This window comes from Alishewanella maricola, from assembly GCF_016343785.1.
GTDB classification, from domain to species: Bacteria; Pseudomonadota; Gammaproteobacteria; order Enterobacterales; family Alteromonadaceae; genus Alishewanella; species Alishewanella maricola.
The window spans coordinates 1-24,819 of record NZ_JAEINI020000016.1 but is presented as its reverse complement, the minus strand read 5'-3'; the positions used below and the strand labels follow the sequence as shown (position 1 = coordinate 24,819).

The window sequence follows — 24,819 nt, the reverse complement described above, 5'->3', positions numbered from 1 at the left end:
GAGATTAAACGTGTAGTGTAAATAGTAAGGCGGGAATTATCCCGCCTTCTTTTTACTGTAACTCAAACCCTTAGTGTTTACGTTACTCGTACAGCGCTTATGTTATTCGCTAGCCGAATATCCGGTGTGACTGTTTTTAATTTCATAGAAGGTGGCTTGAACAAACTCTGCTGGATTGCTTGAATTGTTAACGTTATACACACCCACTTTAAAATAGTGGTACTGACCCGCCTGATCATACAAACTTTCAGCCATATCATACTGGGCCACAACATCGGCCTTGCCTGCACGGCTAATCGTCACGGTGAGTAAGTTGAAATTAACGCTGATGTGATAACTAAACACCTCATTCAGGGCGATTCCCTCCACCGGGTTTGCGGCGGTATTGCTGCGTGAGCCAATCATGTCAACATAGGTTTCAATGTTTCTACCTTGGCTGTCTTTCACCCGGCTCTCATGCGCGAAATAGATAGCACCGCGTTCATTTCCTGGCAGTTTGCGATAGTATAAGCGAACCGGCTCATCATCATTAGCGTGGATCTGACCAATGATTACCCGGCCAATCTGAAAATTTTCGCCAGTGGTGGTAACCTGATTAACCGCCATCTTTACCCGCAAATCGCCGTCATAGCCGCCTGCATTCTGCCGCCCTTGTGCTGAGGCACTGCCAAACACCCAGTTATTTTTATTCACGCCCTGCGTGCTGATACTACGGTCGCCACGGCGTAACATTTCTCTTAGTTCAACCCGCACATAGCTAGTATTGGCAGAGGTTTTAAAGCCATAACTGGGTGAGCGCATCACAATGCCGCCATCAGCTGAGGCATAAAAGAATTCAGAATTGGTATAACCGTTTGCAAGGTCTGTTTCAAAAATGGAGTCAGCGGTGCCACTGTTGTCCTCATCGGTAGGGATGCTCAGGTACCAGTCGATTAACTCGATACCCAATTCATTAGGAAAACGTTCGCTGAAGTTGCCGCCGGCATCTTGGCAATAATGCGCCTGAACTTCAACAATGGCATTATTTTGGTTTTCGTTATTACCAAGCCCGATTAGCTTGATATAGCGGGCTGATGTTGGCTCGATTTTTACTAGTTCAAAACCACTATGTCTGCCGCTGGAATCTGCTTGCGTTAATACGGTGGTCCAACTCGTGTTATCGCTCGAAGTTTCCACAGAAAATCTTGCGATACGTTTATTCCCTTCAAACCATTTAATGGTCAGTGCACCCAGTGTTTTAACGCTTCCCAAATCTAATATTAGCGCGGCATTTCTACCATCGTTTGACCATCTGGATTGGGATGATGTGTTGCCATCAATGGCACTGGATGCTGGATATGCCGAGCTCTCCATGGCGTCAGTGGCAGAGCGTATTGGGTACACCTGATTGATGCATTGCTCAGGTGTGACTATCACAGGGGGTGGGGATGTAATATTGGTGGTATTAGTGTCACTACTGCCACCGCAGGCTGTGACAGCTAGAGCTAAATTTATGGCAATAACGAGTTTGCCGAATTGATGGACTCTTTTTGACCGATAAGACATGCCCTTATCTCCTACTAGAACGATGAATAGAACTTGGTATAAATCTGGCGTTGTGGTGATGTTTGGTATTGCTGGTTATGCCATCAATAATTACCGGTTTATCTTTACTGGTCAACCAATTAATTTGGGTGATGGATGCTGGTGTCACATTTAAACCAATATTTCATCGGTAGCTTGGATATGTTCTTCAGTCGCATAGTCTCTTTAAGGTACCTTAAAAAGTAATTTTACTCATTATGAAACAATATAAATATATGATTTTTATATATTTTTTATGTTGTTTTTAGTTTTTCGCTTATTGGGTGTGAGAGTTTTTTACCAAATAGGTTAACCTTTTGGTTGACCAATATTCTAATAAGGTGTAAACATAAAGCATAATAATAAAATTGCCAGTAGTTGTTCTTTTAAGAATGTTGGCATAAAGGTTCGCGATTAACTTAAGGTCGCAGTTGCGACCCCAAAATATAATTATAATTTTAGACGGGGAACAAAAATGAGACATATGCTATCAAAAATTACCTTAGCGATACTGTCGACAACGGCACTCGGTATCGCGTCTACCGCCAACGCCCAAGAGTCAGAGGTAGAACAAAGCGATATCGAAGTGATACAGGTGACGGGGATCAGAAGCTCCTTAACAAGTGCTTTGGCAGAAAAGCGTAATGCCGGCAGCTTAGTTGAAGTTATTCAAGCAGAAGATATTGGTAAACTACCCGATCAAAATTTAGCGGAAGTGCTGGAAAATATTACTGGTATTCAGATTACCCGCTCAGCGGGTGTCGGTACGGGAGTACAAATTCGCGGTACTGATGCAAACCGCACTGAAATTAATGGTGTATCTACGGTAGGATCGGGTGCAGGGCGCAGTGGTATTGATTTTGAAGATGTTTCTGCATCGATTATTGCAGGTGTCGAAGTCATAAAAGCGCCACAAGCAAAAACGATTGAAGGCTCTGTTGGTGGCACTATTAACTTAAGAACCATTCGCCCACTTGAGTTAAGTGAAACGCTAGCCGCATTTAGAGTGCAAGGTGAAGAAAGCAGTTTATCTACCGATGGCGTTAAACCGCGCTTATCAGGAACCTTTGGTGATAATTGGGAAAATGACAATGGTGAGTTTGGTTTTGTCATTAGTGGCAGTTATGCAGAGCAGGATGTAACCGCATTTCGCCCCCGAGCTGACCGTGATAATCTGGTTCGCTCTGACAGTGGTTTAGCCAGCGCACAAAGTTTCCATTATCTACCCATTCAGTTTCTGATCCAGGATTACGATAACTTTGAATATGAGACAAAAAATTTTGCTGGTTCTTTTGAGTGGGCGCCAAACAGCAACAACAAATTTTGGTTTGATGCGATTATAAATGATCAAGACCGTCGGGAAGAAAGTTCCAGGGTTCAGGCGTCAGGGGTAAGTGATCTTATTGGTGTATCGGTTCCAACTGAATTTGAAACAATTAATTTTGGCTCTTTAGATGGTGTCGAGCTTGGCAGCATTCAAGCCGCACTTAAAGGTATTATTCCGGTTCAGTCTGACGGTTCGGACGGTAATTTACGCTTATCCAGTGACACCAGTTCCCGGGCCACCAAGAGCAAAATATTCCGGCTAGGTGGGGAACACCAGGGGGATAATTTTAAAATAAGTGCCGAGATATCCTCATCTTCATCTGACTCTGCGACCCCCCGAATTGATACTACACTCAATTTTGTCAATCCCAATGCGGCAATTGGGTCAGCTAACGATAATGGTGTCCCGTTTGAGTATGACTTAAGTGGTGGTGCCTTGGCCTTCGGCATTGCATTTGGTGCAGAAAATGCGCCTGCTCCTGCTGATTTGCTTGACCCAGCCAACTACAGGTTGCAAGCGGTAGCAATAGCAAATAATACCAATGAAAATACCGAAGATGCTATGCGTGTTGATTTTAGCTACGACTTGAATATGTCGATTTTTACTACGCTTGACGCAGGTTATCGTTATAACAAGACATCCAGTGTGTCCAACGTTGTGGGCTCGAATCTTAGTTTGTCCAGAATGGTGGATTCTCCCAGTGGCGATTTGTTTGCTGATATTCTGACAACTGGCCCTAATAACTTTAATGCCGCAGATGGCAGAGCGCTTTATATTAAAGATTTTCTGCTGGTGAACTCGGCATTGGTAGGCTCTGATCCTGATCGGGTATTTACTGCGTTAGCTAACGCCATTACTGCCCATGGGGGGACAAGACCACTGAATGCCCCAACGTCATCAGTTGCAGGTTTTTATGATATCAGTGAATCCACTAATGCACTGTATGCTCAGGCAAATTTTGAAACTGGCATGCTTCGCGGTAATCTTGGCGTACGTTATTTAAAAACGGATCTTGATTCAACCGGCAACCGCAGTGTTAACGGAGGTGTCGTCGCAGAAACTAGCTCAAGTGATTACAGTTTTGTGCTGCCGCGGATTAATCTGGCCGCCGATGTAACCGACGATCTGGTGCTGCGCGCTGCTTTTGGGAAGGATATTCGCCGTCCGAATTTTAGTGATCTTTCAACTTCTTATACATTTAGTACTAGCCCTAATCCACCGGTAGCTGGTGGTAATCCTAACTTAAAACCTGAAGTGGTTACATCCTTTGATATTTCTGCAGATTGGTATTTTGCTCAGGCCGCAGTTGTCAGTATCGGCTATTTCCACAAGATACGTAAAGATGTGCATGTGGGGCAACAAGATGATCCTTATTCAGAGCCTGTCACAGGTTATCGTGACATTATTGGTCCAGAGTGTGAGCAAGGTGGTATCTGGAACCCCATTGCGCTGATCAACGTGTTTGGTCCGGTGAGTTCTAACGTAGGTGTTTGTGTACCATTCTCCACTATTATTAATGACACTAAAGAGACTACGCAAAAAGGCATCGAAATGGCATTCCAGTATGATCTTTCTGCTTTCGAAGATCAGCTGGGCTGGGCATCTGGTTTTGGTGTGGTGGCAAACTATACTATTCAGGAATTCTCTGGTGGTGAAGCGGTCAATACCTCGGCCAGTCGTCCTAGTCAGGTCTTTGCTGCGTCAACAGGTGGTACAGGTTCATTGGAGGTGACTGCCGTGCAAGGCTTACTCAACTTATCTGAAAATGCCTACAACTTGACCTTGTATTACGAAAAATATGGCTTGTCTGCCCGGATGCGTTACACCTGGCGAGAAGCGTTTCGTTCAAACGATTTTGGCAGTACATCAAGTTATCCTTGGGGCTTTCCGGTCATTCAGGAAGACCGAGGTCAGCTTAATGCCAGTATCAGTTATGAGGTGAACGATCAACTCAATATTGGCATTGAAGCCGTCAACCTGACGGAATCTGAGGTTCGCCAATCTTGCGTTAATGAAGGCGCGCTACTTTGCTTTCAGGGCTTAACAGACCGTCGAATTACCTTGGGTGCCAGTTACAGATTTTAATTCTACTATCTAGGGCTGGTTGTCTAAGATAACCGGCTCGAGCAAAATCAAAGCAAAAGCACTTGTTAAAGCAAACCAAAAGGTTTGCTTTTTTGCGTGTGGCAAGAAAAATATAAGCTCTGTGTCAGAGCCTATTATGAAGGATAAAAAATAGTGCCAGATGTGAAATGGGTTACGCTAACCGTTACTACTTATTTAAGTGAGAGATAGAATACAAACCGCGGCTTTCATCCGTTTTACGTTTGATCTCTTCCAAGGCTTTAGCTTCACTCGCCTCAAATAAAGCATTGATCAAACGGTCGAAGTGATTGTGCATCGCCGTTCTTGCCGCTGAAGCGTCACGTTTGGCTATGGCGTCATAAATAGCAGTATGTTCTTTGATACGCTGCGCTATACCTTTCGAGCATACATCCTGATAAGCGGCAACGACTTGCGGCTCATTGAGTCTGACTTTCCAAAGGTTGTAAATGGACAGGACAATGGCATTGTTACGTGTTGCACTAGAAATGATCTCGTGGAATTGTTGATCGGCTTCATCAGCCTTATCCAAATCTTCTGAAGATGCCATATCATCCAGAGCCTGCTTGAGCGCTGCAAGCTCGGTGTCGCGGATTTTAACTGCGGCTAACGCTGCTGCTTCTCCTTCTACTAATGCCCGAGCTTGGGTGAGCTCAAATGCGCTGATAGATTCAAGTGAAGGTGCTGAGCCAGCAGAATCAGTGACATAAACGCCTGAACCTGTTTTTACCTCTACTCTGTCTCTCACTTCTAGCGCGATAATCGCTTCGCGTATCGTCGGACGGCTAACATGATAAATTTCAACCAGCTCTCTTTCAGCGGGCAGGCGGCTTCCTGCAGGGTAAACGCCTTTGTCGATCAACGCTTCTAACTTTTCAACAACTGTCCAGAAACGTCTACGTTTCTTCATGATAGGTATCCCTTTAAGTCTTGCCATTGGCCGAACAGGTAATAACGCCGATTATACCCCGAACCTATCAAAAATTCTCAAAATGCCGGCATCTTATTCAGCTAGGGTTACCCTCCACATTAGAAAGTTCTAATTGGCTTTACTAAACGCTGTGGTCTTGTTTAAATCGGTTTTAGCTTTTTGGAGCGCTGCCAAGAAAACAGTTGGGTACTGCTTTGTGACTCTAACAGTTGCAGCGCAATTCTGATGTCGGCAGTGTAATACAGAGACGCGAAGCCAAGCCGATTGCGGCCAAGGTTATGGAATACCATACCAAAAGCAATATCACCGGCACTAAAGTCTTGATGATGTTCAGCAAAATAGGTCGCTGGTTTACTAAGCTCTTCATCGATAAGCAGCGATCTTACTCTGCCGGGGCCGCCGTGATAAGCCTGGATCAGCAGCAGCCGATAAACCTGTTCTCGTTTTTCTTCTGGTAGGTGGCCGAAGCGGGCCATGAATACGGGATGCAACATGCGATGGTTACGTTCAAATAACCAGAGCGCGCAATCGACCTGAGCGATGCGGTGTAACTGCTTATTTTTGGGAACGCCGCAGTCTTTTAATACTTGTGGGGTCAGTTGTAGAATACCTCTAGCATTGGCTTTTGAATGGGCCTCGCGCACGCCACCACTTTCGATAATCAACATACCGGCCAGATCGGCTAGAAGATCTTCTGGCAGGCTAATACGCTTTTGCTGCGCGCGACGGGCATACACCAAGCGCAGGGTGTCATGCAGTGAAGCTTGGTTTTTAGGTGTGCCTACTTTTATACCATCCCAGTTGCCAGACAGCCTACCTTCCGGATGCTTGCCCAGATAACGCGCAATGGCCAACGATAAATCGACATAAGGTTGGTGGCAACGAATCGCGAAAGGATAGCCAAGGGTCTGGGTATTACCTTCCACCCAGGCATGCACCCGCCCTTGTTGTGCCATACCCTGACGAGTTTGATTCAGGATTAACTGGGTTTGCGGCGAATCTGAGGCATCTTCGATAAATTCTAGAAAGTTGCCGCGCATATCAAATAGCAAATGGCGATTGCGCTCGGTACAGTATCCTGAACGCGTCAGGATCCAACGTCTAACGTTCATTACGTTGTCATACACACCTTGGCTTTCGGCATAAGGCTTGCTGCGCACAACGTCAGTCCAGTTCTGGTAAGGTTGCACGAGTTGTTGCCCCAGAGCACTTGCGGACAATAGGCATCCAAATAGTATAGCGGCGGTAACGGGCCAATAGCTGCTAGGTCGCATGGAACCCATATTTTCTCCGGTGTTGCAAAAGCTGGTGCAACGGTTGTTAGCTGAGGTTCAATAGCCAGAATGATGTATACCAGCAACAGTGGGCACTTTGCTAAGTACTGTTACTGACACTGAGTATAATCTACGGCGCCTTTATTTAAACACTAATTAGAGGTTGTGACCTGTAAGCTCACCGAACTGTATTTAGACCATTTGCCTGTCATCCTAGAGGTAAATGGCAGCCCAGAGCGTTCAACTTGATTCAATAAATACTGCTGGTAGCTTTCATCATCGCCATAACGGATCACTGAGGCAGCAATGGTGCTGCTTATATTATCATCAAATTTATTCTCTATGCCGTAATCTGCAGGTACTATTTCGTCAGGATAAAAGCCCTGCAATGGGCTAATAAAGCTTTGGAAAAAACGTGTGCCATCATTAAGCCGAAAGTGTTCAACTCGGGGCGCGAGAGTTAGCGAATGGCCAATCGTTTTGATATTGCTCGAGTTTATCATTAACGCCTTATCTTATGTTGTCAGCAAATATAAAGCCGTTTTGTGCTGGTGCTGCTTTAAGAGCAGCAGAGCAGCATTGTCATGGTCTGAAGTTTTACCTTGCGCGTAAAAAAGCCAATAACGCTTAACTCAAGGGTATGAAATGTATTGTGCAGATTGCGAGTCGGTTGATGACTATTTTTTTGACGACGCCACTTTTTTTTGGATATTCGTGCCCACCACGGAAACCTTCGCCAAACTTGCCAGATACGTTGGCAGTCAAAATTACACGGCAAAACAGATAAGTACACACTGCATCGCCGTTGAAATTAAAGCCGGTTCCATTTCTGCTTTCTTAACGGGTGTTAATGGTGCATTAGAGCAAGCCGAATTAGCCGGCACTAAGTTAACGACGATGGCTGAAGATGCTTTACCGGATATTTCTGCTATGTCGCGCATGACCACCTTTAGTGTGCTGATCAATCGCTTTAAGGCAAAGTGGCTAATCAATAGTATTGAACATGAGAATTATGAAACATGGTTTCAGCCTATCGTTTATGCGCAGTCGGCATTAGAAGATCCCAAAATCTACTCTTATGAAGGGCTGTTTAGGATGCGCGACGAGACCAACAGTATCGTGCCGCCGCAATTAGCCTTTTTGCTTGCCGAACAAGCCGATTTATTGTTTTCATTGGACCTAGTAGCAAGGCGTGCTGCGGTTGAATACTTTGCTGCAGCTAAATTAAAAGGTAAGTTATTTATTAATTTTAATCCCTCCAGCATCTATGACCCTTCATATTGTTTGCGCTCTACCGCCGCTGCCATTTATGAGCTTGGGTTGACGCCTGCCGATATTGTGTTTGAAGTCACTGAAACACACCAAAGTAGCGATTTAAATCACTTAAAAGGCATTCTGGCGTTTTATCGCAATGCCGGCTTTCAAGTGGCAATGGATGATATTGGATCGGGTTGGTCTGGCTTGAATCTTCTGCAAAAAATACGTCCAGATTACGTGAAAATAGATATGGAACTGGTGCGTGATGTGCATCAAGATGTATTTAAGCAAAATATCGTTTCCAGCCTAGTGAATATCGCCAAAACCAGCGGAATCACAACTGTGGCTGAGGGTATTGAAACGGAAGACGAGGCCAGATGGCTTATTGATAATAAAATTGATTTATTGCAGGGGTATTTATTTGGCCGGCCTAAATTTTATAATCAGAAAGTTAGCCAAGAAAAACGTGAAAATATAAAAAGCTCAGTGTCGCCACTTAAGAATGCGGCAAAAAGATTTTAGTGGCTAGGGCTTGTTGATACATATGAACTCAACAGCCTTGCTGCTGATTTAGAAGGGAAATTATCGTGATCAGTGTCACAGACCTATGCTTTCATCGGCAGGATGGCGAGCAAGTTCACCAAGTATTCGACGGCCTCAGTTTTGAGATCAAATCGCAAGAGCAAGTTGTGCTTCTTGGAGACAGTGGCTCGGGTAAAACTACCTTACTTAATTTATTATCTGGCTTACTGTCACCTCACAGCGGCCAAATTGTCATTAATGGCGAACAGATTTCCTCATACAACGCTTTGCAGCTTGCCTACTACCGCCGCAAAATAGGTTTGATTTTTCAGCGTTATCAACTGCTCGATTGTCTTAGTGTAAAACAAAATATCTTGTTTCAGTATAAGTTAAATTTTCCAAGGCAACGACCTATAGAATTTGAATGCTTAACCGAGCAGCTGGGTTTAACGGATAAACTGCACAAGTTGCCTAATCAGCTGTCTGGTGGCGAGCAACAACGGGTAGGCATTGCCCGTGCTTTACTGAATCAACCTCAGCTTGTGTTAGCCGATGAGCCCACTGGAAACCTCGACCAGGCGCGCTCGCAGCAAGTGGTAGAACTGCTGACCAGCCTGTGTAAGACTCGGCGAATCAACTTGGTTATGGTGACACATTCTCAGCAATTAACGCGGTATTTCGATAGTGTGAAAGTGCTTGCTAATGGCCAGCTTAATGAACGAAATTAAGCTTATTTTACGAACCCATATGGCGTATTTTAAGCACCATCCGTGGTTGTTGTTACTGTTTATTGTGGGGTTAAGTTTAGGCAGCGCCTTACTAACAGCCATCGCTGGATTAAACCAAGAAGCGAAAAACCGGCACCAAATTTCCGCTGCGCTTATCGATAATACCGTTAGCCATATGGTGAAACCGCCAATAGGTCAAGCGTTTTTGGACGGTGCTTTATGGCTTAAATTAAGAGCCAATGGTTATACCAATGCGCAGCCGGTGTTGCGAGGGCAGTTGCAGCTGTCATCTGGTCACACCCTTTATCTGCAAGGTGTCGACAGCCTCATGTGGTTAACTCAGTCAGCAGCGCTAAGTACGCAGCAACATGCCGAGACCACAGAGGCCAGCTTTCGCTTCGATAACATCATCATTGATAGCAATAATGCTGCAAAGTTGATGCTGGATAGCGAAAGTCGGCAACTTACCCTACAAGACTCGGTTATCAAACCAAGCTTCACCTTAGCGGTTGATATAGGTGTGTGGTCAGTTACCGATCTTGCCTATGCAGATATGCTGCTAAACGCGAACGGTCAACTGAGCTTTATTGAGCTGATTGACTTAGCGCCCGAGCAGGCCCCATTAGTTGAGGCGATACTTGGAAATGATGCTCGTTTAGTGGCAGCACAAGAGCAAGACTTTGATGCTTTATCCGAGGCATTCTTTTTTAATTTGGGTGCGCTGGCGTTACTCGGCTACATTGTGGCGGCCTTTTTAAGTTTTAATGCCATCAAGCTATCAATCGCGGGGCGCAGAAACTTACTAATACAATTTCATGTTTTAGGTTTTTCGCAGCAGGCAATTTTTATTGCCATCGCTATCGAGTTTATCGTTATGGGCTTTTTAACGGCACTATTGGGTAGTTTGGCAGGCTATATTATTGCCAACACGTTATTAATGGACATTAACAGTACGCTGATGGGCTTATATCAATTAGAAAAAGCGCTCACCATTAGCTGGCAGTGGCAAACTTTGTTATTGGGCTTTTTGTTAAACATCGTGACCCTCGGCCTCATGTTACTCACGCAAAAAAAGGTGCTGCATAGCCACCGTAAAGGGCTGTTTTATATTGTACTAGGCGGTGTGCTAGCGGCCCTTAGCTATGGTTATTTTTACGCAAGCACCGAGTTTGATGCTCTGTTGATGTGTTTTTTAATCTTGGTAGTTTTTGTGCTGATTACCCCAAGTTGTTTGCAAGGCTTTCTTAGCGTTAAAAACCCGTTTAGCCAGCCACTTTGGCAGTGGCTTTATGCCGACAGTAAATTCCAGTTAGCAGAACTGCGAATTGCCATCGTCGCCATTTTAGTAGCTCTTGGCAGTGCCATTGGCATGCAAATCATGGTTAAAAGTTTCAGCGATACGCTAAATGCGCATCTTGAAACACAACTGAATGCCGATATTTACCTGCAAGTAGACGATGACGATCCAGCATTACGCCAGCGCTTAGCAATGGATACGCAGGTAGCGCGTGTGGGTATTTACATGGCCGCAGCTGGTTATATCGATAAAACACCTACACGCCTTATTAGCTATGGAGATGGCGATTCAGCGTTTTCGCACATCAGCCTTACGTCAAATCAGCCGGTCAGTGCCGAGAATTTTGCCGAACAAGGCTGTATTGCCAATGAGCAGGCGGCTATAAAAGAAGGCTATAAAATTAATGACCGTGTGCGCTTTGTGCAAAACCAACATGAATTTGCGTGCCGGATCAGTGCCTTTGCCTATGATTATGGCAATACCGCATTAAGCCTGATTATCCAAGAGCAGACTTTGCGCGCGAGCCCATTTCACTGGCAAGTTTTTGGTTTGTCGTTAACTTTAGCTGAGCAAGTCAGTGTTGAGCAAATCACTGAACGACTGATCAATGTTTACCAGCTAGACAGTGCCACTATCGCCGCCAATAAGCACTTTAAAGCAGTGGCAAATAAGATGTTTAACGAAACGTTTCAAGTAACTAAGTTACTTAATGGCTTTATTTTAGCTATTGCTTTACTGAGTTTATGTATCAGCTTATTGAGCCTGAGTGCGTTGCATGTAAGTCAATTAGCGGTGCTGCATAGCTTAGGTGTTGATGCGTCCCAGCTGCAAAAGCTTAAGCTGTTACAAACCACCTTATTGGTATTTTTTACCTGTGCTTTTGCGATCCCATTAGGCTTTGCACTTGGGTTCACGCTGTTGGAATTTGTGATGCCCATCGCCTTTGGTTGGACTATCCATTTTAATTTAGATTTGCCGGCACTGCTCTATACCTGTCTGTTTATGCTATTAGCCGCAGTCCTCTGCGCGTATCTGCCGATTAAAAAGCTTACAGCTCATTTGCAGGTAAAGGGGCCTTAACTATTGATGAAGTATGTTCTCGTTTTTTTCAGCTTTTTATTACTCAGTTGCGAGCCTGCGCCGCACCTCGAAAACTTTCAGGCTTTGCAAACTGACAGTGGGCAACCCGTCGATAAACAGCGTGGTGTAATTTTCCCGCAGGATCATGGCCCGCACTTAGAGCAAGGTATTGAGTGGTGGTACGTGACGGCCAATCTTACCGCAGTAAGTGGCGAAACCTTTGGTGCACAGTGGACGTTGTTTAGAACACAAGCTCCCGTTAGCTTTGAGTCTACTTGGTGGGATAACCAACTTTATTTTGCGCATTTCGCTCTGCAGCACGAGCAAACACATATTGCTTTTGAACGCTTTGCCCGAGCGGGGCAGGCCAGTATTGTTGATAGCCCTTTTAGTGCGCAATTAGATGATTGGTCGCTTAAAAGCACTGAACAGTCGTTTTTACCGTTGCAGATGCAAGCAAAACAACAAGACTATGCCATTGCTGTATCACTGAGTAATAGCCCGTTAACGTTACACGGGGAAAATGGCTATAGCCAAAAAACCGAGAGTGGTCATGCATCTTACTATTTTAGCTATCCATTTCTTGAGGCAAGCGGCGTTATCACCTTCAAAGGTAAGCAATATAAGGTAACAGGTAACGCGTGGTACGATAGAGAATGGTCAGCAAGCTTATTAGATAAAAGCCAGTTTGGTTGGGATTGGTTTAGCCTGGTTAGCGATGAAAATGGCAAACAAGGTTTAATGCTCTTTTGTATTCGTGACGACAAAAATAACTATGATTATTGCAGCGGTAGCCGAATAGCGAAAAACGGGCAGGCCACGATGATTGCCAGAGAAGATATCAGCTTGTCGGTACTCGAGCGCATTACCCTTAACGACAGGCAATACCCCAGTAAGTGGCAGATTACCCTACCTAATTCAGCGCCGATTATGCTTGAAACTTTAACCAAAGACTCACGTAATCAATTGTCTGTGCCATATTGGGAAGGACGCGTGCGCGCTTCCGGTGGCTTTAATGGCTTAGGTTTTGCTGAGCTTACTGGGTATTAACGTTAAATATGGGGTTTTTAAGCGGCAGCTGCAACAGGTTTTGCTTGTCGAGGTATCCGCAAGTGATAGCAGCCTAGAGAGCTGCTATTTCTTAAGGGGTTCTTTGGACGATGCTTTGCATTAACTAAAATAACAATGCTTGAATAGTTAGTGGGTTATTAAAGGTATTTTAACTTGAGTTAATATGAACTATCGCTCCCTATTCACAGTAGAAATTTTAGGTTTGCGGCTTAACTTATGCAGGTTAATGATCTAAATAATCTCAATACAGTTAAACGTTATAGCCAAGACTATTTTTAAGAGGAAGAAAAATGCAATTTCGCCCCTGGATTGCCGCGGTTGCTGGTTGCCTCGTGCTGTTTATACTGTTGGCTTTTGTAAAGTTTACGCAAGTGCGGGCAGCGATTGCGTTTGGCGAGTCGTTTCCTGAGCCCAGCGAAACGGTGGCAGCAATAAAAGTTACCACCAGTCTTTGGCAAGACAGTTTGCAGGTGTTGGGTGAAGTTAAGGCAACACGCTCCCTAGAGGTACGCAATGAGCTTGAGGGGGTGATTACCGCTGTTGGTTTTTGCTCGGGTGGCTCGGTAGAAAAAGATCAGGTGTTATTGAGTTTAGATAGCGTTAATGAACAAGCGGCACTAGATGCTATTAACGCAGAAATTGCTTTAGCCACCCTGGATCTTTCTCGATTAACCCAACTGGTTAAAACGCAGGCGTCCAGCCGCGCGCAACTTGACCAAGTGAGCGCGCAACTTGCCATAAAACAAGCTAACGCCAGAGCAATACAGGCCACCATTGCAAAGAAAACCTTGATTGCGCCCTTTAGTGGCAGCACAGGTTTACATGAACTTGAGGTCGGAGGATTTTTAGCGGCGAACACATTAATCACCCGGTTAATTGGTAACTTAGACCAAGTTTGGATCGATTTTTCAGTACCACAAGCTGCTTATCAATTAAGCCTGTCGACCGCGCTTGAAATCAGTAGCGTGGCGTCTGCGGATATCAAACATCAGGCAAAGATCATTGCTATAGATCCGGTTATTTCTAGTATCTCTCGCAATTTACGAATTCGCGCCGAACTCGACAACCTTGATGCCCAGTTTAAACCCGGTGCCAGTGTGATGGTGAGTTTGCCCATTGCTGCGCCAATCAGCGTCATCCGCTTACCGAACACCGCGGTGCGTTATGATACGTTTGGTGCTTACGTGTATGTACTGGCGCAAGCTGCAGATGACAATTTACGCGCCAATCGTCGGGCAGTAGAAGTTGGCGCGCATGATGATAAGCACATAGTGATTTTGTCGGGGCTGAGCGAGAATGAACAAGTGGCTACGGTTGGTTCTTTTAAATTAAGTGATGGCATCTTAGTCAATCTTGCTACGGCTGATGATGCGGGGCCGTTGTAATGGCACAGTACACTTCTGATCCGCACGATATAAAAGAGGCCGCGTTGGATAACCGGCCCTCAATAATAGATATATTTTGTAAAAAACCGGTTCTGGCGATTGTACTTTCGCTGATCTTGGTACTGGTGGGGATCCGAGCTGCAATCGATATTCCGGTGCTACAATTTCCACAAATTACCAGCGCGTCGTTACAAATCACTACACCCTATATAGGCGCTTCCGCAGAGGTAGTGCAAGGCTTTATTAGTGAGCCAATTGAACGCGTTGCCAGTTCGGTTCCTGGGGTCGATTATGTTGAGTCGCGCAGCACCCCTGGGCTCAGTGCTGTAACGCTTTGGTTAAAGCTGAATCAAGATAGTACCAAGGCGTTGGCAGAGTTATCGGCCAAGCTGGATCAAATTCGTTTTGAATTACCAGAAGGCGCCGAAGATCCGTCGGTTGAGGTGGTAAGGGCTGACCGTCCTTTCGCGATTTTTTATTTGGTGGTGAATTACAACCAAGCAGACAGCCCGATGTCGCGTATGGAAGTCACTGACTATTTATCGCGCCGTGTTTCACCAGCTTTGGCTTCTATTCCGGGCGTACAGCGCATTGGCATCGAGGGCGGCAGGGCACCGGCGATGCGAATTTGGTTGAACCCTGCGAAGCTGGCTGCTTTTAATATTGCTGCGGACGAGGTGATGTTAGCACTACGAGCAAATAATTTGATCGCGACAGTTGGCCAAAGTGAAAACAATCAGCAACGCATTCCGCTGCTGACCGATACCTCATTATCAAATGTGACTGATTTTGAACAGCTGGTGTTAAGAAATATCGAAGGTGCGCAGGTGCGTCTAGCCGATGTTGCAGAAATCGAGATTGCTGAAGAAGAAAGCGAAACCAGTGCTCGGTTGAGCCACGATACTGTGTTGTTTATTTCTGTCTGGCCTTTACCAGGCGCCAACGAGATAGCTATTGGGGATAGTTTGTATGCCAAGCTGGAGGAAATAAACCCAACCTTGCCCAATGGCTTACGCATTACCGACGGTTACGATGGCACCTTGTATATGCGCAGTGCTTTAACCGAAATATTTATTACGCTGGCCGAAACCATTGTATTGGTGGGTATTGTTGTGGTGGCGATGATGGGATCGTTTCGCACGGCGTTAGTGCCTTTAGTGACTATCCCTATTTCGATTTTAGGCGCTATCGGTACTATGGCGCTGATGGGGTTTAGCCTGAATTTATTGACCGTGCTTGCCATCGTGTTATCCGTGGGTTTGGTGGTTGATGATGCCATCGTTGTGGTTGAGAATGTGGCTAGACATATGCGCAATGGCATGAGTCGACTCGACGCGGCCTTACTTAGTTCACGCCAGTTATTAGCGCCTATAATCAGCATGACCATTATCTTAGCTGCGGTATATGCTCCTATTGGTTTATTAAGTGGTTTAACAGGGGCTTTGTTTAAAGAGTTTGCCTTTACTTTAGCGATTGCCGTATTAATTTCCGGCTTTGTTGCAATAACCTTATCACCGATTATGAGCGCTTATGCCTCGCCAGAGGGGGGCAAAGAAAGCCGGTTAACTCAACGCATCAATCATGTTTTTGACCGTCTGCAGCTGGCTTACAGTAAAGTATTGATTGTGACGCTTAAGTATAAAGCGCAGGTGTTATTTATTGCGGTATTTTTAGCGTTACTGAATGTACCATTTTATCTGTTTTCATTAAAAGAGCTGGCGCCCACAGAAGATCAAAACAGCATTAATGTGGTGGTAGAGTCTGCTCCCGATGCCTCTTTAGCCTATACCATGCAGCATATGGATGGGGTAGTAGACACGATGCTGCAGTTGGATGGGGCGAAGTTTATGTGGCAAATTGTTAACCCTGCAGGAGCTTTTGGCGGCTTGGATTTAGTTGATCCGTCACAGCGTGCTGAAAAAACGCAGGATATGTTTTGGCAAGCCTTTGCTAATTTGTCGCAGGTGCCTGGCTTAAAAGCCTTTCCAGTGATGGAATCAGCCCTACCGACGTCCGGTAATTTTTCAGTAGAACTGGCCGTGCTTTCCACCGACTCTTACGTCGATATGAAACGCTACGCCGATCAGATGGTGGCGGCCGCTCAGGCTAGTGGTAAGTTCTTATTTGCCGAAACGGATTTGAAAATCGATTACCCGCAAGCGCGCTTCAAGCTTAATCGTCAGGCGATTGCGGATTTAGGCATGGATTTAGCCAGTGTTAGTGCCCAGCTTGAGGTATTGTTATCGGCTAATTTTGTCAATCGTTATAATCAAGATGGCCGCGCTTATCGCGTTATACCTATGCTAGATGAAAGCGCACGAGTGAATCCTGATGCCATATTGTCACTGTTGATCCGCACCCCCGCCGATCAGTTAATTCCTTTGCGTGCTATTGCCAGTTTAGAAACCGAAATTAGACCGCGTGTGTTAAGTAAGTTTCAGCAAAAAAATGCCTTTAGAATTTATGGCGAAGTGATCCCCGGCACCACCAAAGAGCAAGGCTTAAGTGCTTTAGAAGACGCCGCTGCGAAAATATTGCCAGCAGAATACAGTATTGATTATGCTGGCGAGTCACGACAAATTCGTTTAGAAGGCAACACCTTAGAAGGTGTACTAGTGGTCGCATTAGTCTTTGTATTTTTTGTGCTAGCGGTGCAGTTTAATAGCTTTCGTGATCCTTTGGTGGTGTTGTTGGGCTCTGTGCCTTTAGCGATGGCTGGCGCCTTGATGTTTGCCTTTTTAGACTTCACGACAATCAATATTTATTCACAAGTTGGCTTTATCACCTTGGTGGGGCTGATTGCGAAAAACGGCATTTTAATTGTTGAGTTTGCCAATAAAATGCAACAGCAAGGTAAAGCAAAATTCGATGCTATACAGCTTGCAGCACAAGCGCGTTTACGCCCAGTGTTAATGACAACCGCTGCAACTGTGCTGGGGCATTTTCCTTTGGTGTTAGTAGTGGGCGCCGGCGCTGAAGCACGCAATAGTATCGGCATTATTTTAGTTGCAGGCATGTTGGTAGGCACGCTGTTTACTTTATTGGTGTTGCCTAGTGTTTATATGGTGCTGGCGTCAAACCATCAGCCAACTAAAAAGTAGCGAAAGCTCGTACTCAACTTTCTGCACATGTGTGACTGACATCTCACTAAAATTAATGAATTGAAAGCATGGTTTTCTTCTCAGCATCAACTGAGAAAATGGTGATTTTAAGAAGTCTAATCGGTTAAATGGCTGCATTCTCATATGCTTAGGTTGAGTAATGCAGCTTCTCTCCACATTCAACATATCTGCTTAGCTAAAGTCACTACTGTTATATTTCTTTTGAGTATATCTAATGGTTTTAAATTATTTTTTGTTATATAAGAAAACCGTTATGGTGTATTCCTTTTATAGTCAGGGTAGGTAGTAACCATGAGAAAACGTGTAGTAGTGAGTGTAGTAGCGGCCAGTATTTTTATGAGTTCTCCCGCTTTCGCAACCAATGGTTATTTTACACACGGTTATGGCATGACGCACAAAGGTATGGCGGGTGCTGGGGTGGCGGTATCAGAAGAGCTGATGTCTGCGGCGAATAACCCAGCTAACTTGCTGGTAAAAGGCAGTGAATTTTCAGTTGGCTTAGAGCTGTTTGCGCCCGATCGCAACTATGCGGTGGCGGAGGTTAACGAGTTTTTCCCCGGTGCTTTTTACTTACAAAGTCCGGGTAAGCGAAGCGCAAAAACGTTATTTGCTATCCCCGAGTTTGCTTTTGGCCAGCAATTAAACGATCAAGTTAATGTGGGCATATTAATTTATGCTAACGGCGGCATGAATACGGAATACCAAGCCGACGCTATGCCCGAAGGCACTTTTTATGCGGGCACGACGGGGGTGGATTTAAAGCAATTATTTATCAGCCCAACGCTGAGTTATCAGTGGACTCAGCAATTACGCTTAGGTGTGGCACCGGTGCTGGTTGTTCAGCAGTTTTCAGCGCAAGGCCTGGCGAGTTTTGCACCGTTTTCTCAAGCACCAACTTCGTTGTCAGATAATGGCTCCGATTTCAGTAGCGGCATTGGCTTGCAATTAGGTTTAACCTATTTAATGTCGGATGCCATCAGTGTCGGAGCCAGTTATCGTTCTGCGGTAAGCATGGGCGAGTTTGATCAATATGCGGGTTTGTTTGCCGAACAAGGTGATTTTGATTTACCCAGCGCCTTACAAGTCGGTTTGGCGTGGCAAATTAATGGCGCTCATCAATTACTGTTAGATCTGCAGCATATCAATTACGGCGAAGTGAGCAGTGTAGCAAACCCAATCGGTAATATTATGTCAGCGCCTTTGGGTGCGTCGAATGGTGCAGGCTTTGGTTGGCAAGATATGACGGTATATAAACTGGGTTATCAATGGCAGCGAACCGAGCAGCAAAAGATCCGGTTTGGTGTTTCTTACGGTGAGCAACCTATTTCGTCATCGCAGGTGTTATTCAACATTTTAGCGCCCGGGGTACAGGAATGGCATTTCACTACCGGTTTAAGCCAGTCGTTAGCTGCGAATGTACAGATGAACCTAACAGCGTTTTATTCACCTACTAAAACAGTTACTGGGGCAAATTACCTTGCACCGAATCAACAACTCAGTATTGAAATGCAACAGCGTGGCATTGGTGCCTCAGTGGCTTGGGCATTTTAAGTTTTATTAAGTACTAATTACGCTGGCGCTAGCCGTAAGTGTTAGCTGTAGGCTTAATAGTTAACGCCTAAGCGTTTTAGTTTGGTACTTGTGCAGTGATGATTCTTTGTAAGGCTAAATTGATCTACCTTTGAAGCTACTTTGTTCAACTCAGGTGTGATAGGCCAAATCATGATGTGATGTATAAAATTGCTTTTAAATGGTGTTATCGTAATGGTGTGATTCCAACTTAATTGAATAAAAAAACAGGCGCTTAAAGCGCCTGTTTTATCTGGGTTAACAACAGTCAGGTTTAGCCATCAATTTTTAAATGACCACTACTAATCAAGCTATCAATAATGGCTTGTGTATCATTACCGAAGCTACTCAGGTCAACGTTTTCCAGCGTGATTTTTTGCGTTACGTTGCCGCTGCCAGTATGTTTAATATCTATCGTGGTATTACCATCGACAGTAGTAAAACTGAGGTAATTGGTAATGTTTTCGCTATTTTCGCCTTGAAGTAAGTCACGTAAATCGATGACATCGCCTTGTGCTGTGCTGAAGTCTTTAATGACATCAACAGCCGCTTTACCGCTACTTGATTGATCGCCTAATTGCCAAGCGAATACGTCGGCACCTTCACCACCGATAAGCGTATCGTCACCGACACCACCAAACAGCACATCGTTGCCGCTGCCTGCATTAATGGTGTCATTACCCTGTCCGCCATAGATGACATCATTGCCTGCACCCGCGTTGATCACGTCATTGCCACCGTAAGCATTGATCAGATCACCCTGATCCGTACCGATAATGGTTTGCGAGGCATCACTGCCGCTGTTCACTGTATTGGTCGTTTGCGACAGGTCGATAATAAGCGTATCGGATACTGCAGTAGTAGAAGTGCCATCAGTTGTGGTCGCCGTAACGGTTAAGTTAAGCTGGCCAACAAAATCAACTGGGGTTAGTAAGCTTAAACCTTCCAATTGTTCTTGGGTTAGGGTCCAGCTGCCGTCAGCATTTTTTATACCCGCGGTGAGCAAGGCGTTGCTGGGTATACCGGTGATGGTGATCAACATGCTTTCACTAGCATCAGTAAGCGCAGCATTAATGTTTAAATCAACCATATCGCCATAGGTAACACCATTGACCGTGATCGTACTCGACGATAAGTTGAGTTGTGAGTCTTTACCGCTATCTCTACCGTTGAGAATAACCCAGTCAAATTTATAATCACCATCTTGCGTTGCGGTAAAGTTAAAGGTGCCATTACCATTAACGCCTGCGCCCAAGAACTCTGAGGACGTAATGATTTGTGTGGTTTTACTGCCATCAGGTGCGGTAATAATAACTAAAACAAAGTCGCTGAAGCCTTGTCGGATTTCACTTGCGATGTTTTCACCGTTAATGAAATTCCAATTAAAGCCAACCGACATGCCGCTATTTAAACTAACTGTGCTAGACGTATAGTTTCCGTCGATGGCATTAGTGTTGCCTGATACATTGAGTGCCCCCGAGGGCGGGTTGAAGCCGTCTAAGAAGCCACTGCTTAAACCAAGAGCTTGTTCAATAGAGGCTTGGCTTAAACCAGATCCTATCAAGAGGCCGTTCGCGCCAGTAGTAATAGAGGTTGCGCCGACTTTAGTTGAAACGGCATCACCGACTTGCAGAATTGCTGCGTCTGCCACTCCTGCCAAAGTAATGTTTAATGCGGCAGTCGATGAACCACCTTGTCCATCTGTTAGGGTATAGGTTACAGAAGGCAGTGAACCACTCCAATTTGCTACAGGAGTAAAAGTAAAGTTACCTTCAGCGTCTAAGGTTAATTTACCTTGGTTTTCAATAATCACTTCTGCGCCGGCTAGATAAGTTTGCCCATTTATCACAAAGCTTTGTACGGTTAGGGCATTGCCATCTACATCGACGTCATTGGTGAGCACATTACCTGTAATAACTTCATCTTCGTTTCCGTTAACTACATTATTCTTAGCGACTGGCGCATTATTGATACTGGCTGAGTCGCCACTACCTTCATTACCCACGAGATCAGTGTAACTGCCATTTGCCACAGTAAATGAAATAGGTGCAGTGCCACTTGCCACGAAGGTGGCTGTCCATACATTCGGATTAGTTGGATCTTGTTTTAATCCGGACAGCACGCCACCGGTAACGGCAATATCAGTTAGATCAAAGCCTGAAATTTCCTCATTAAAGGTAAACGTGATCGTTGCAGATTGGCCACTTTCAAGCGTTGCTTGATCAGATGTGATATCAACACTTGGCGGTGTGAGATCTAAAGCGGCAATCGCTTTATCAATTAATGAGTTACCGTTGTTATCGACTGCCGTCGCGTCAATGGTTAATGGGCCATCGGCTAAGGCGCTGACATCGACACCTTCTAAAGCGTAGCTGCCATCGGCTAATACCGTGGCCTGAGCAATGACCGTTTTACCGTTTTGATCGGTGATGGTGATGTTAATCACGGTGCCTGGAGCAACGTCGGTGGTGGTGCCCGATAAATCGAGGGTGCCATCGGTGTTATCGACGGTCGCAGCGATATCTAATGAGCCGGCAATGGCATCGAGTGTAGCTGAAGTATCAGCAGCCAATGGATTGCCGTTGTTATCGACTGCCGTCGCATCAATGGTTAATGGGCCATCGGCTAAGGCGCTGACATCAACACCTTCTAAGGCATAGCTGCCATCGGCTAATACGGTGGCTTGAGCAATCACCGTTTTACCGTTTTGGTCGGTGATGGTGATGTTAACCACGGTGCCTGGAGCAACGTCGGTGGTGGTGCCCGATAAATCGATGGTGCCATCGGTGTTATCGACGGTCGCGGCGATGTCTAGGGTGCCTTCGACTGCATCCAATGTAGCATTGGTGTCTGCCACGAGTGGGTTACCGTTGTTATCGACTGCCGTGGCGTCAATGGTCAGTGGGCCATCGGCTAAAGTGCTGACGTCGACACCTTCTAAGGCATAGCTGCCATCGGCCAGCACTGTGGCTTGGGCGATGACCGTCTTACCGTTTTGATCGGTGATGGTGATGTTAATTACGGTACCTGGAGCAACGTCGGTAGTGGTGCCCGATAAATCGAGGGTGCCATCGGTGTTATCGACGCTCGCAGCGATATCTAATGAGCCTGCAACCGCATCGAGTGTGGCTGAGGTATCGGCCGCGAGTGGGTTACCGTTGTTATCGACTGCAGTCGCAGCAATGGTTAATGGGCCATCAGCTAAGGTGCTGACATCGATACCTTCTAAAGCGTAGCTGCCATCGGCCAGCACGGTGGCTTGGGCGATGACTGTCTTACCGTTTTGATCGGTGATGGTGATGTTAATCACGGTGCCTGGAGCAACGTCGGTGGTGGTGCCACTGAGGTCAAGTGTACCGTCGGTATTGTCCACCGTCGCAGCGATATCCAATGAACCGGCAATGGCATCGAGTGTTGCTGAGGTATCTGCAGCCAATGGATTGCCGTTGTTATCCACTGCCGTGGCGTCAATGGTCAGTGGGCCATCGACTAAGGTGCTGACATCGACACCTTCTAACTGGTAACTGCCATCGGCCAGCACGGTGGCTTGGGCGATGACCGTCTTACCGTTTTGATCGGTGATGGTGATGTTAATTACGGTGCCTGGAGCAACGTCGGTGGTGGTGCCAGTCAGGTCAAGCGTACCGTCGTTGTTATCTACGGTCGCAGCGATGTCTAGGGTGCCTTCGACTGCATCCAATATAGCATTGGTGTCTGCCGCGAGTGGGTTACCGTTGTTATCGACTGCCGTCGCGTCAATGGTTAATGGGCCATCGGCTAAGGTGCTGACATCGACACCTTCTAACTGGTAACTGCCATCGGCCAGCACGGTGGCTTGGGCGATGACCGTCTTACCGTTTTGATCGGTGATGGTGATGTTAACCACGGTGCCTGGAGCAACGTCGGTGGTGGTGCCACTGAGGTCAACCGTACCGTCGGTGTTATCGACGGTCGCGGCGATGTCTAGGGTGCCTTCGACTGCATCCAATATAGCATTGGTGTCTGCCGCGAGTGGGTTACCGTTGTTATCGACTGCCGTGGCGTCAATGGTCAGTGGGCCATCGGCTAAAGTGCTGACGTCGACACCTTCTAAGGTATAGCTGCCATCGGCCAGCACGGTGGCTTGGGCGATGACCGTCTTACCGTTTTGATCGGTGATGGTGATGTTAATTACGGTACCTGGAGCGACATCGGTAGTGGTGCCCGATAAATCGAGGGTGCCATCGGTGTTATCGACGCTCGCAGCGATATCCAATGAACCGGCAATGGCATCGAGTGTGGCTGAAGTATCAGCGGTCAATGGATTGCCGTTGTTATCGACCGCCGTGGCGTCAATGGTTAGTGGGCCATCGGCTAAGGCGCTGACATCGACACCTTCTAAAGCGTAGCTGCCATCGGCTAATACGGTGGCCTGGGCGATAACGGTCTTACCGTTTTGATCGGTGATGGTGATGTTAATCACGGTACCTGGAGCAACGTCGGTGGTGGTGCCGCTGAGGTCAACCGTACCGTCGGTATTGTCCACTGACGCCGCGATATCTAATGAGCCAGCAACCGCATCGAGCGTGGCTGAAGTATCTGCCGCGAGTGGGTTACCGTTGTTATCCACTGCCGTCGCATCAATGGTTAATGGGCCATCGGCTAAGGCGCTGACATCGACACCTTCTAACTGGTAGCTGCCATCGGCTAATACGGTGGCTTGAGCAATGACCGTCTTACCGTTTTGGTCGGTGATGGTGATGTTAATCACGATGCCTGGAGCAACGTCGGTAGTGGTGCCCGATACATCGAGGGTGCCATCGGTGTTATCGACGGTCGCAGCGATATCTAATGAACCTGCAACCGCATCAAGTGTGGCTGAAGTATCAGCGGCCAATGGATTGCCGTTGTTATCGACTGCCGTCGCATCAATGGTCAGTGGGCCATCGGCTAAGGTGCTGACATCGACACCTTCTAACTGGTAGCTGCCATCGGCCAGTACGGTAGCTTGAGCAATCACCGTTTTACCGTTTTGGTCGGTGATGGTGATGTTAATTACGGTACCTGGAGCGACATCGGTGGTGTTGCCAGTCAGGTCAAGCGTACCGTCGGTGTTATCGACGGTCGCAGCGATATCCAATGAGCCAGCAACCGCATCGAGTGTGGCTGAAGTATCAGCAGCCAATGGATTGCCGTTGTTATCGACTGCCGTCGCGTCAATGGTTAATGGTCCATCGGCTAACGCGCTGACATCGACACCTTCTAAAGCATAGCTGCCATCGGCCAGCACGGTGGCTTGGGCAATCACCGTCTTACCGTTTTGGTCGGTGATGGTGATGTTAATTACGGTGCCTGGAGCAACGTCGGTGGTGGTGCCCGATAAATCGATGGTGCCATCGGTGTTATCGACGGTCGCAGCGATATCTAATGAGCCAGCAACCGCATCAAGTGTGGCTGAAGTATCTGCCACGAGTGGGTTACCGTTGTTATCGACTGCCGTCGCGTCAATGGTCAGTGGGCCATCGGCTAACGCGCTGACATCGACACCTTCTAAAGCGTAGCTGCCATCAGCCAGCACGGTGGCCTGGGCAATGACCGTCTTACCGTTTTG

General features: G+C 46.3%; 13 protein-coding genes. 8 read left to right on the top strand and 5 right to left on the bottom strand.

The window, feature by feature from the left end:
- Positions 1-102 precede the first annotated feature (102 nt).
- Positions 103-1,545: a polysaccharide lyase family 7 protein gene (locus JAO78_RS15380; protein ID WP_226752255.1), complete on the bottom strand. Its 1,443-nt coding sequence runs from the start codon at positions 1,543-1,545 to the stop codon at positions 103-105.
- A 493-nt stretch (positions 1,546-2,038) separates the two neighbouring features.
- Here JAO78_RS15380 and JAO78_RS15375 point away from each other — a divergent pair, with 493 nt between their 5' ends.
- On the top strand, positions 2,039-4,975 hold the full coding sequence (locus JAO78_RS15375; RefSeq protein WP_226752254.1) for a TonB-dependent receptor: 2,937 nt from the start codon (positions 2,039-2,041) through the stop codon (positions 4,973-4,975).
- Between the two features lie 187 nt (positions 4,976-5,162).
- Here JAO78_RS15375 and JAO78_RS15370 read toward each other — a convergent pair whose 3' ends face one another.
- The 3 genes from JAO78_RS15370 to JAO78_RS15360 form a co-directional block, all read right to left on the bottom strand.
- Complete coding sequence (locus JAO78_RS15370; protein ID WP_226752253.1) at positions 5,163-5,903, bottom strand: FadR/GntR family transcriptional regulator; 741 nt, start codon at positions 5,901-5,903, stop codon at positions 5,163-5,165.
- Between the two features lie 161 nt (positions 5,904-6,064).
- Positions 6,065-7,144 carry a transglycosylase SLT domain-containing protein gene (locus JAO78_RS15365; protein WP_226752252.1) on the bottom strand — a complete coding sequence of 360 codons (1,080 nt, stop codon included), beginning with the start codon at positions 7,142-7,144 and terminating at the stop codon, positions 6,065-6,067.
- A 206-nt stretch (positions 7,145-7,350) separates the two neighbouring features.
- Positions 7,351-7,701: a hypothetical protein gene (locus JAO78_RS15360; protein WP_226752251.1), complete on the bottom strand. Its 351-nt coding sequence runs from the start codon at positions 7,699-7,701 to the stop codon at positions 7,351-7,353.
- Between the two features lie 142 nt (positions 7,702-7,843).
- Here JAO78_RS15360 and JAO78_RS15355 point away from each other — a divergent pair, with 142 nt between their 5' ends.
- From JAO78_RS15355 to JAO78_RS15325, 7 genes are all read left to right on the top strand, one after another.
- Entirely contained in the window at positions 7,844-8,977 is a 1,134-nt protein-coding gene (locus tag JAO78_RS15355; RefSeq protein WP_226752250.1) for an EAL domain-containing protein, read from the top strand.
- Between the two features lie 65 nt (positions 8,978-9,042).
- A complete protein-coding gene (locus JAO78_RS15350) occupies positions 9,043-9,705 on the top strand; it encodes an ABC transporter ATP-binding protein (protein ID WP_226752249.1) in 663 nt (220 codons plus the stop codon).
- Complete coding sequence (locus JAO78_RS15345) at positions 9,680-12,082, top strand: FtsX-like permease family protein (protein WP_226752248.1); 2,403 nt, start codon at positions 9,680-9,682, stop codon at positions 12,080-12,082. The genes JAO78_RS15350 and JAO78_RS15345 overlap by 26 nt, the downstream gene beginning before the upstream one ends.
- A 6-nt stretch (positions 12,083-12,088) precedes the next feature.
- Complete coding sequence (locus JAO78_RS15340) at positions 12,089-13,132, top strand: lipocalin-like domain-containing protein (protein ID WP_226752247.1); 1,044 nt, start codon at positions 12,089-12,091, stop codon at positions 13,130-13,132.
- Positions 13,133-13,443: 311 nt separating this feature from the next.
- The gene (locus tag JAO78_RS15335; protein ID WP_226752246.1) at positions 13,444-14,538 is read left to right on the top strand and encodes an efflux RND transporter periplasmic adaptor subunit; all 1,095 of its coding nucleotides are present in this window, start codon (positions 13,444-13,446) and stop codon (positions 14,536-14,538) included.
- Positions 14,538-17,639 carry an efflux RND transporter permease subunit gene (locus tag JAO78_RS15330; RefSeq protein ID WP_226752245.1) on the top strand — a complete coding sequence of 1,034 codons (3,102 nt, stop codon included), beginning with the start codon at positions 14,538-14,540 and terminating at the stop codon, positions 17,637-17,639. The genes JAO78_RS15335 and JAO78_RS15330 overlap by 1 nt, the downstream gene beginning before the upstream one ends.
- A gap of 312 nt (positions 17,640-17,951) precedes the next feature.
- A complete protein-coding gene (locus JAO78_RS15325; RefSeq protein ID WP_226752244.1) occupies positions 17,952-19,211 on the top strand; it encodes an OmpP1/FadL family transporter in 1,260 nt (419 codons plus the stop codon).
- Between the two features lie 292 nt (positions 19,212-19,503).
- Here JAO78_RS15325 and JAO78_RS15320 read toward each other — a convergent pair.
- Positions 19,504-24,819: type I secretion C-terminal target domain-containing protein (locus tag JAO78_RS15320; RefSeq protein WP_226752243.1), on the bottom strand; the 5,316-nt coding region annotated here is incomplete at its 5' end.

Coding starts and splice junctions, on each gene's coding strand:
- JAO78_RS15380 (WP_226752255.1), bottom strand. CDS start 1,545: ATGTCTTATCGGTCAAAAAGAGTCCATCAATTCGGCAAACTCGTTATT.
- JAO78_RS15375 (WP_226752254.1), top strand. CDS start 2,039: ATGAGACATATGCTATCAAAAATTACCTTAGCGATACTGTCGACAACG.
- JAO78_RS15370 (WP_226752253.1), bottom strand. CDS start 5,903: ATGAAGAAACGTAGACGTTTCTGGACAGTTGTTGAAAAGTTAGAAGCG.
- JAO78_RS15360 (WP_226752251.1), bottom strand. CDS start 7,701: ATGATAAACTCGAGCAATATCAAAACGATTGGCCATTCGCTAACTCTC.
- JAO78_RS15355 (WP_226752250.1), top strand. CDS start 7,844: ATGTATTGTGCAGATTGCGAGTCGGTTGATGACTATTTTTTTGACGAC.
- JAO78_RS15345 (WP_226752248.1), top strand. CDS start 9,680: ATGGCCAGCTTAATGAACGAAATTAAGCTTATTTTACGAACCCATATG.
- JAO78_RS15340 (WP_226752247.1), top strand. CDS start 12,089: ATGAAGTATGTTCTCGTTTTTTTCAGCTTTTTATTACTCAGTTGCGAG.
- JAO78_RS15335 (WP_226752246.1), top strand. CDS start 13,444: ATGCAATTTCGCCCCTGGATTGCCGCGGTTGCTGGTTGCCTCGTGCTG.
- JAO78_RS15330 (WP_226752245.1), top strand. CDS start 14,538: ATGGCACAGTACACTTCTGATCCGCACGATATAAAAGAGGCCGCGTTG.
- JAO78_RS15325 (WP_226752244.1), top strand. CDS start 17,952: ATGAGAAAACGTGTAGTAGTGAGTGTAGTAGCGGCCAGTATTTTTATG.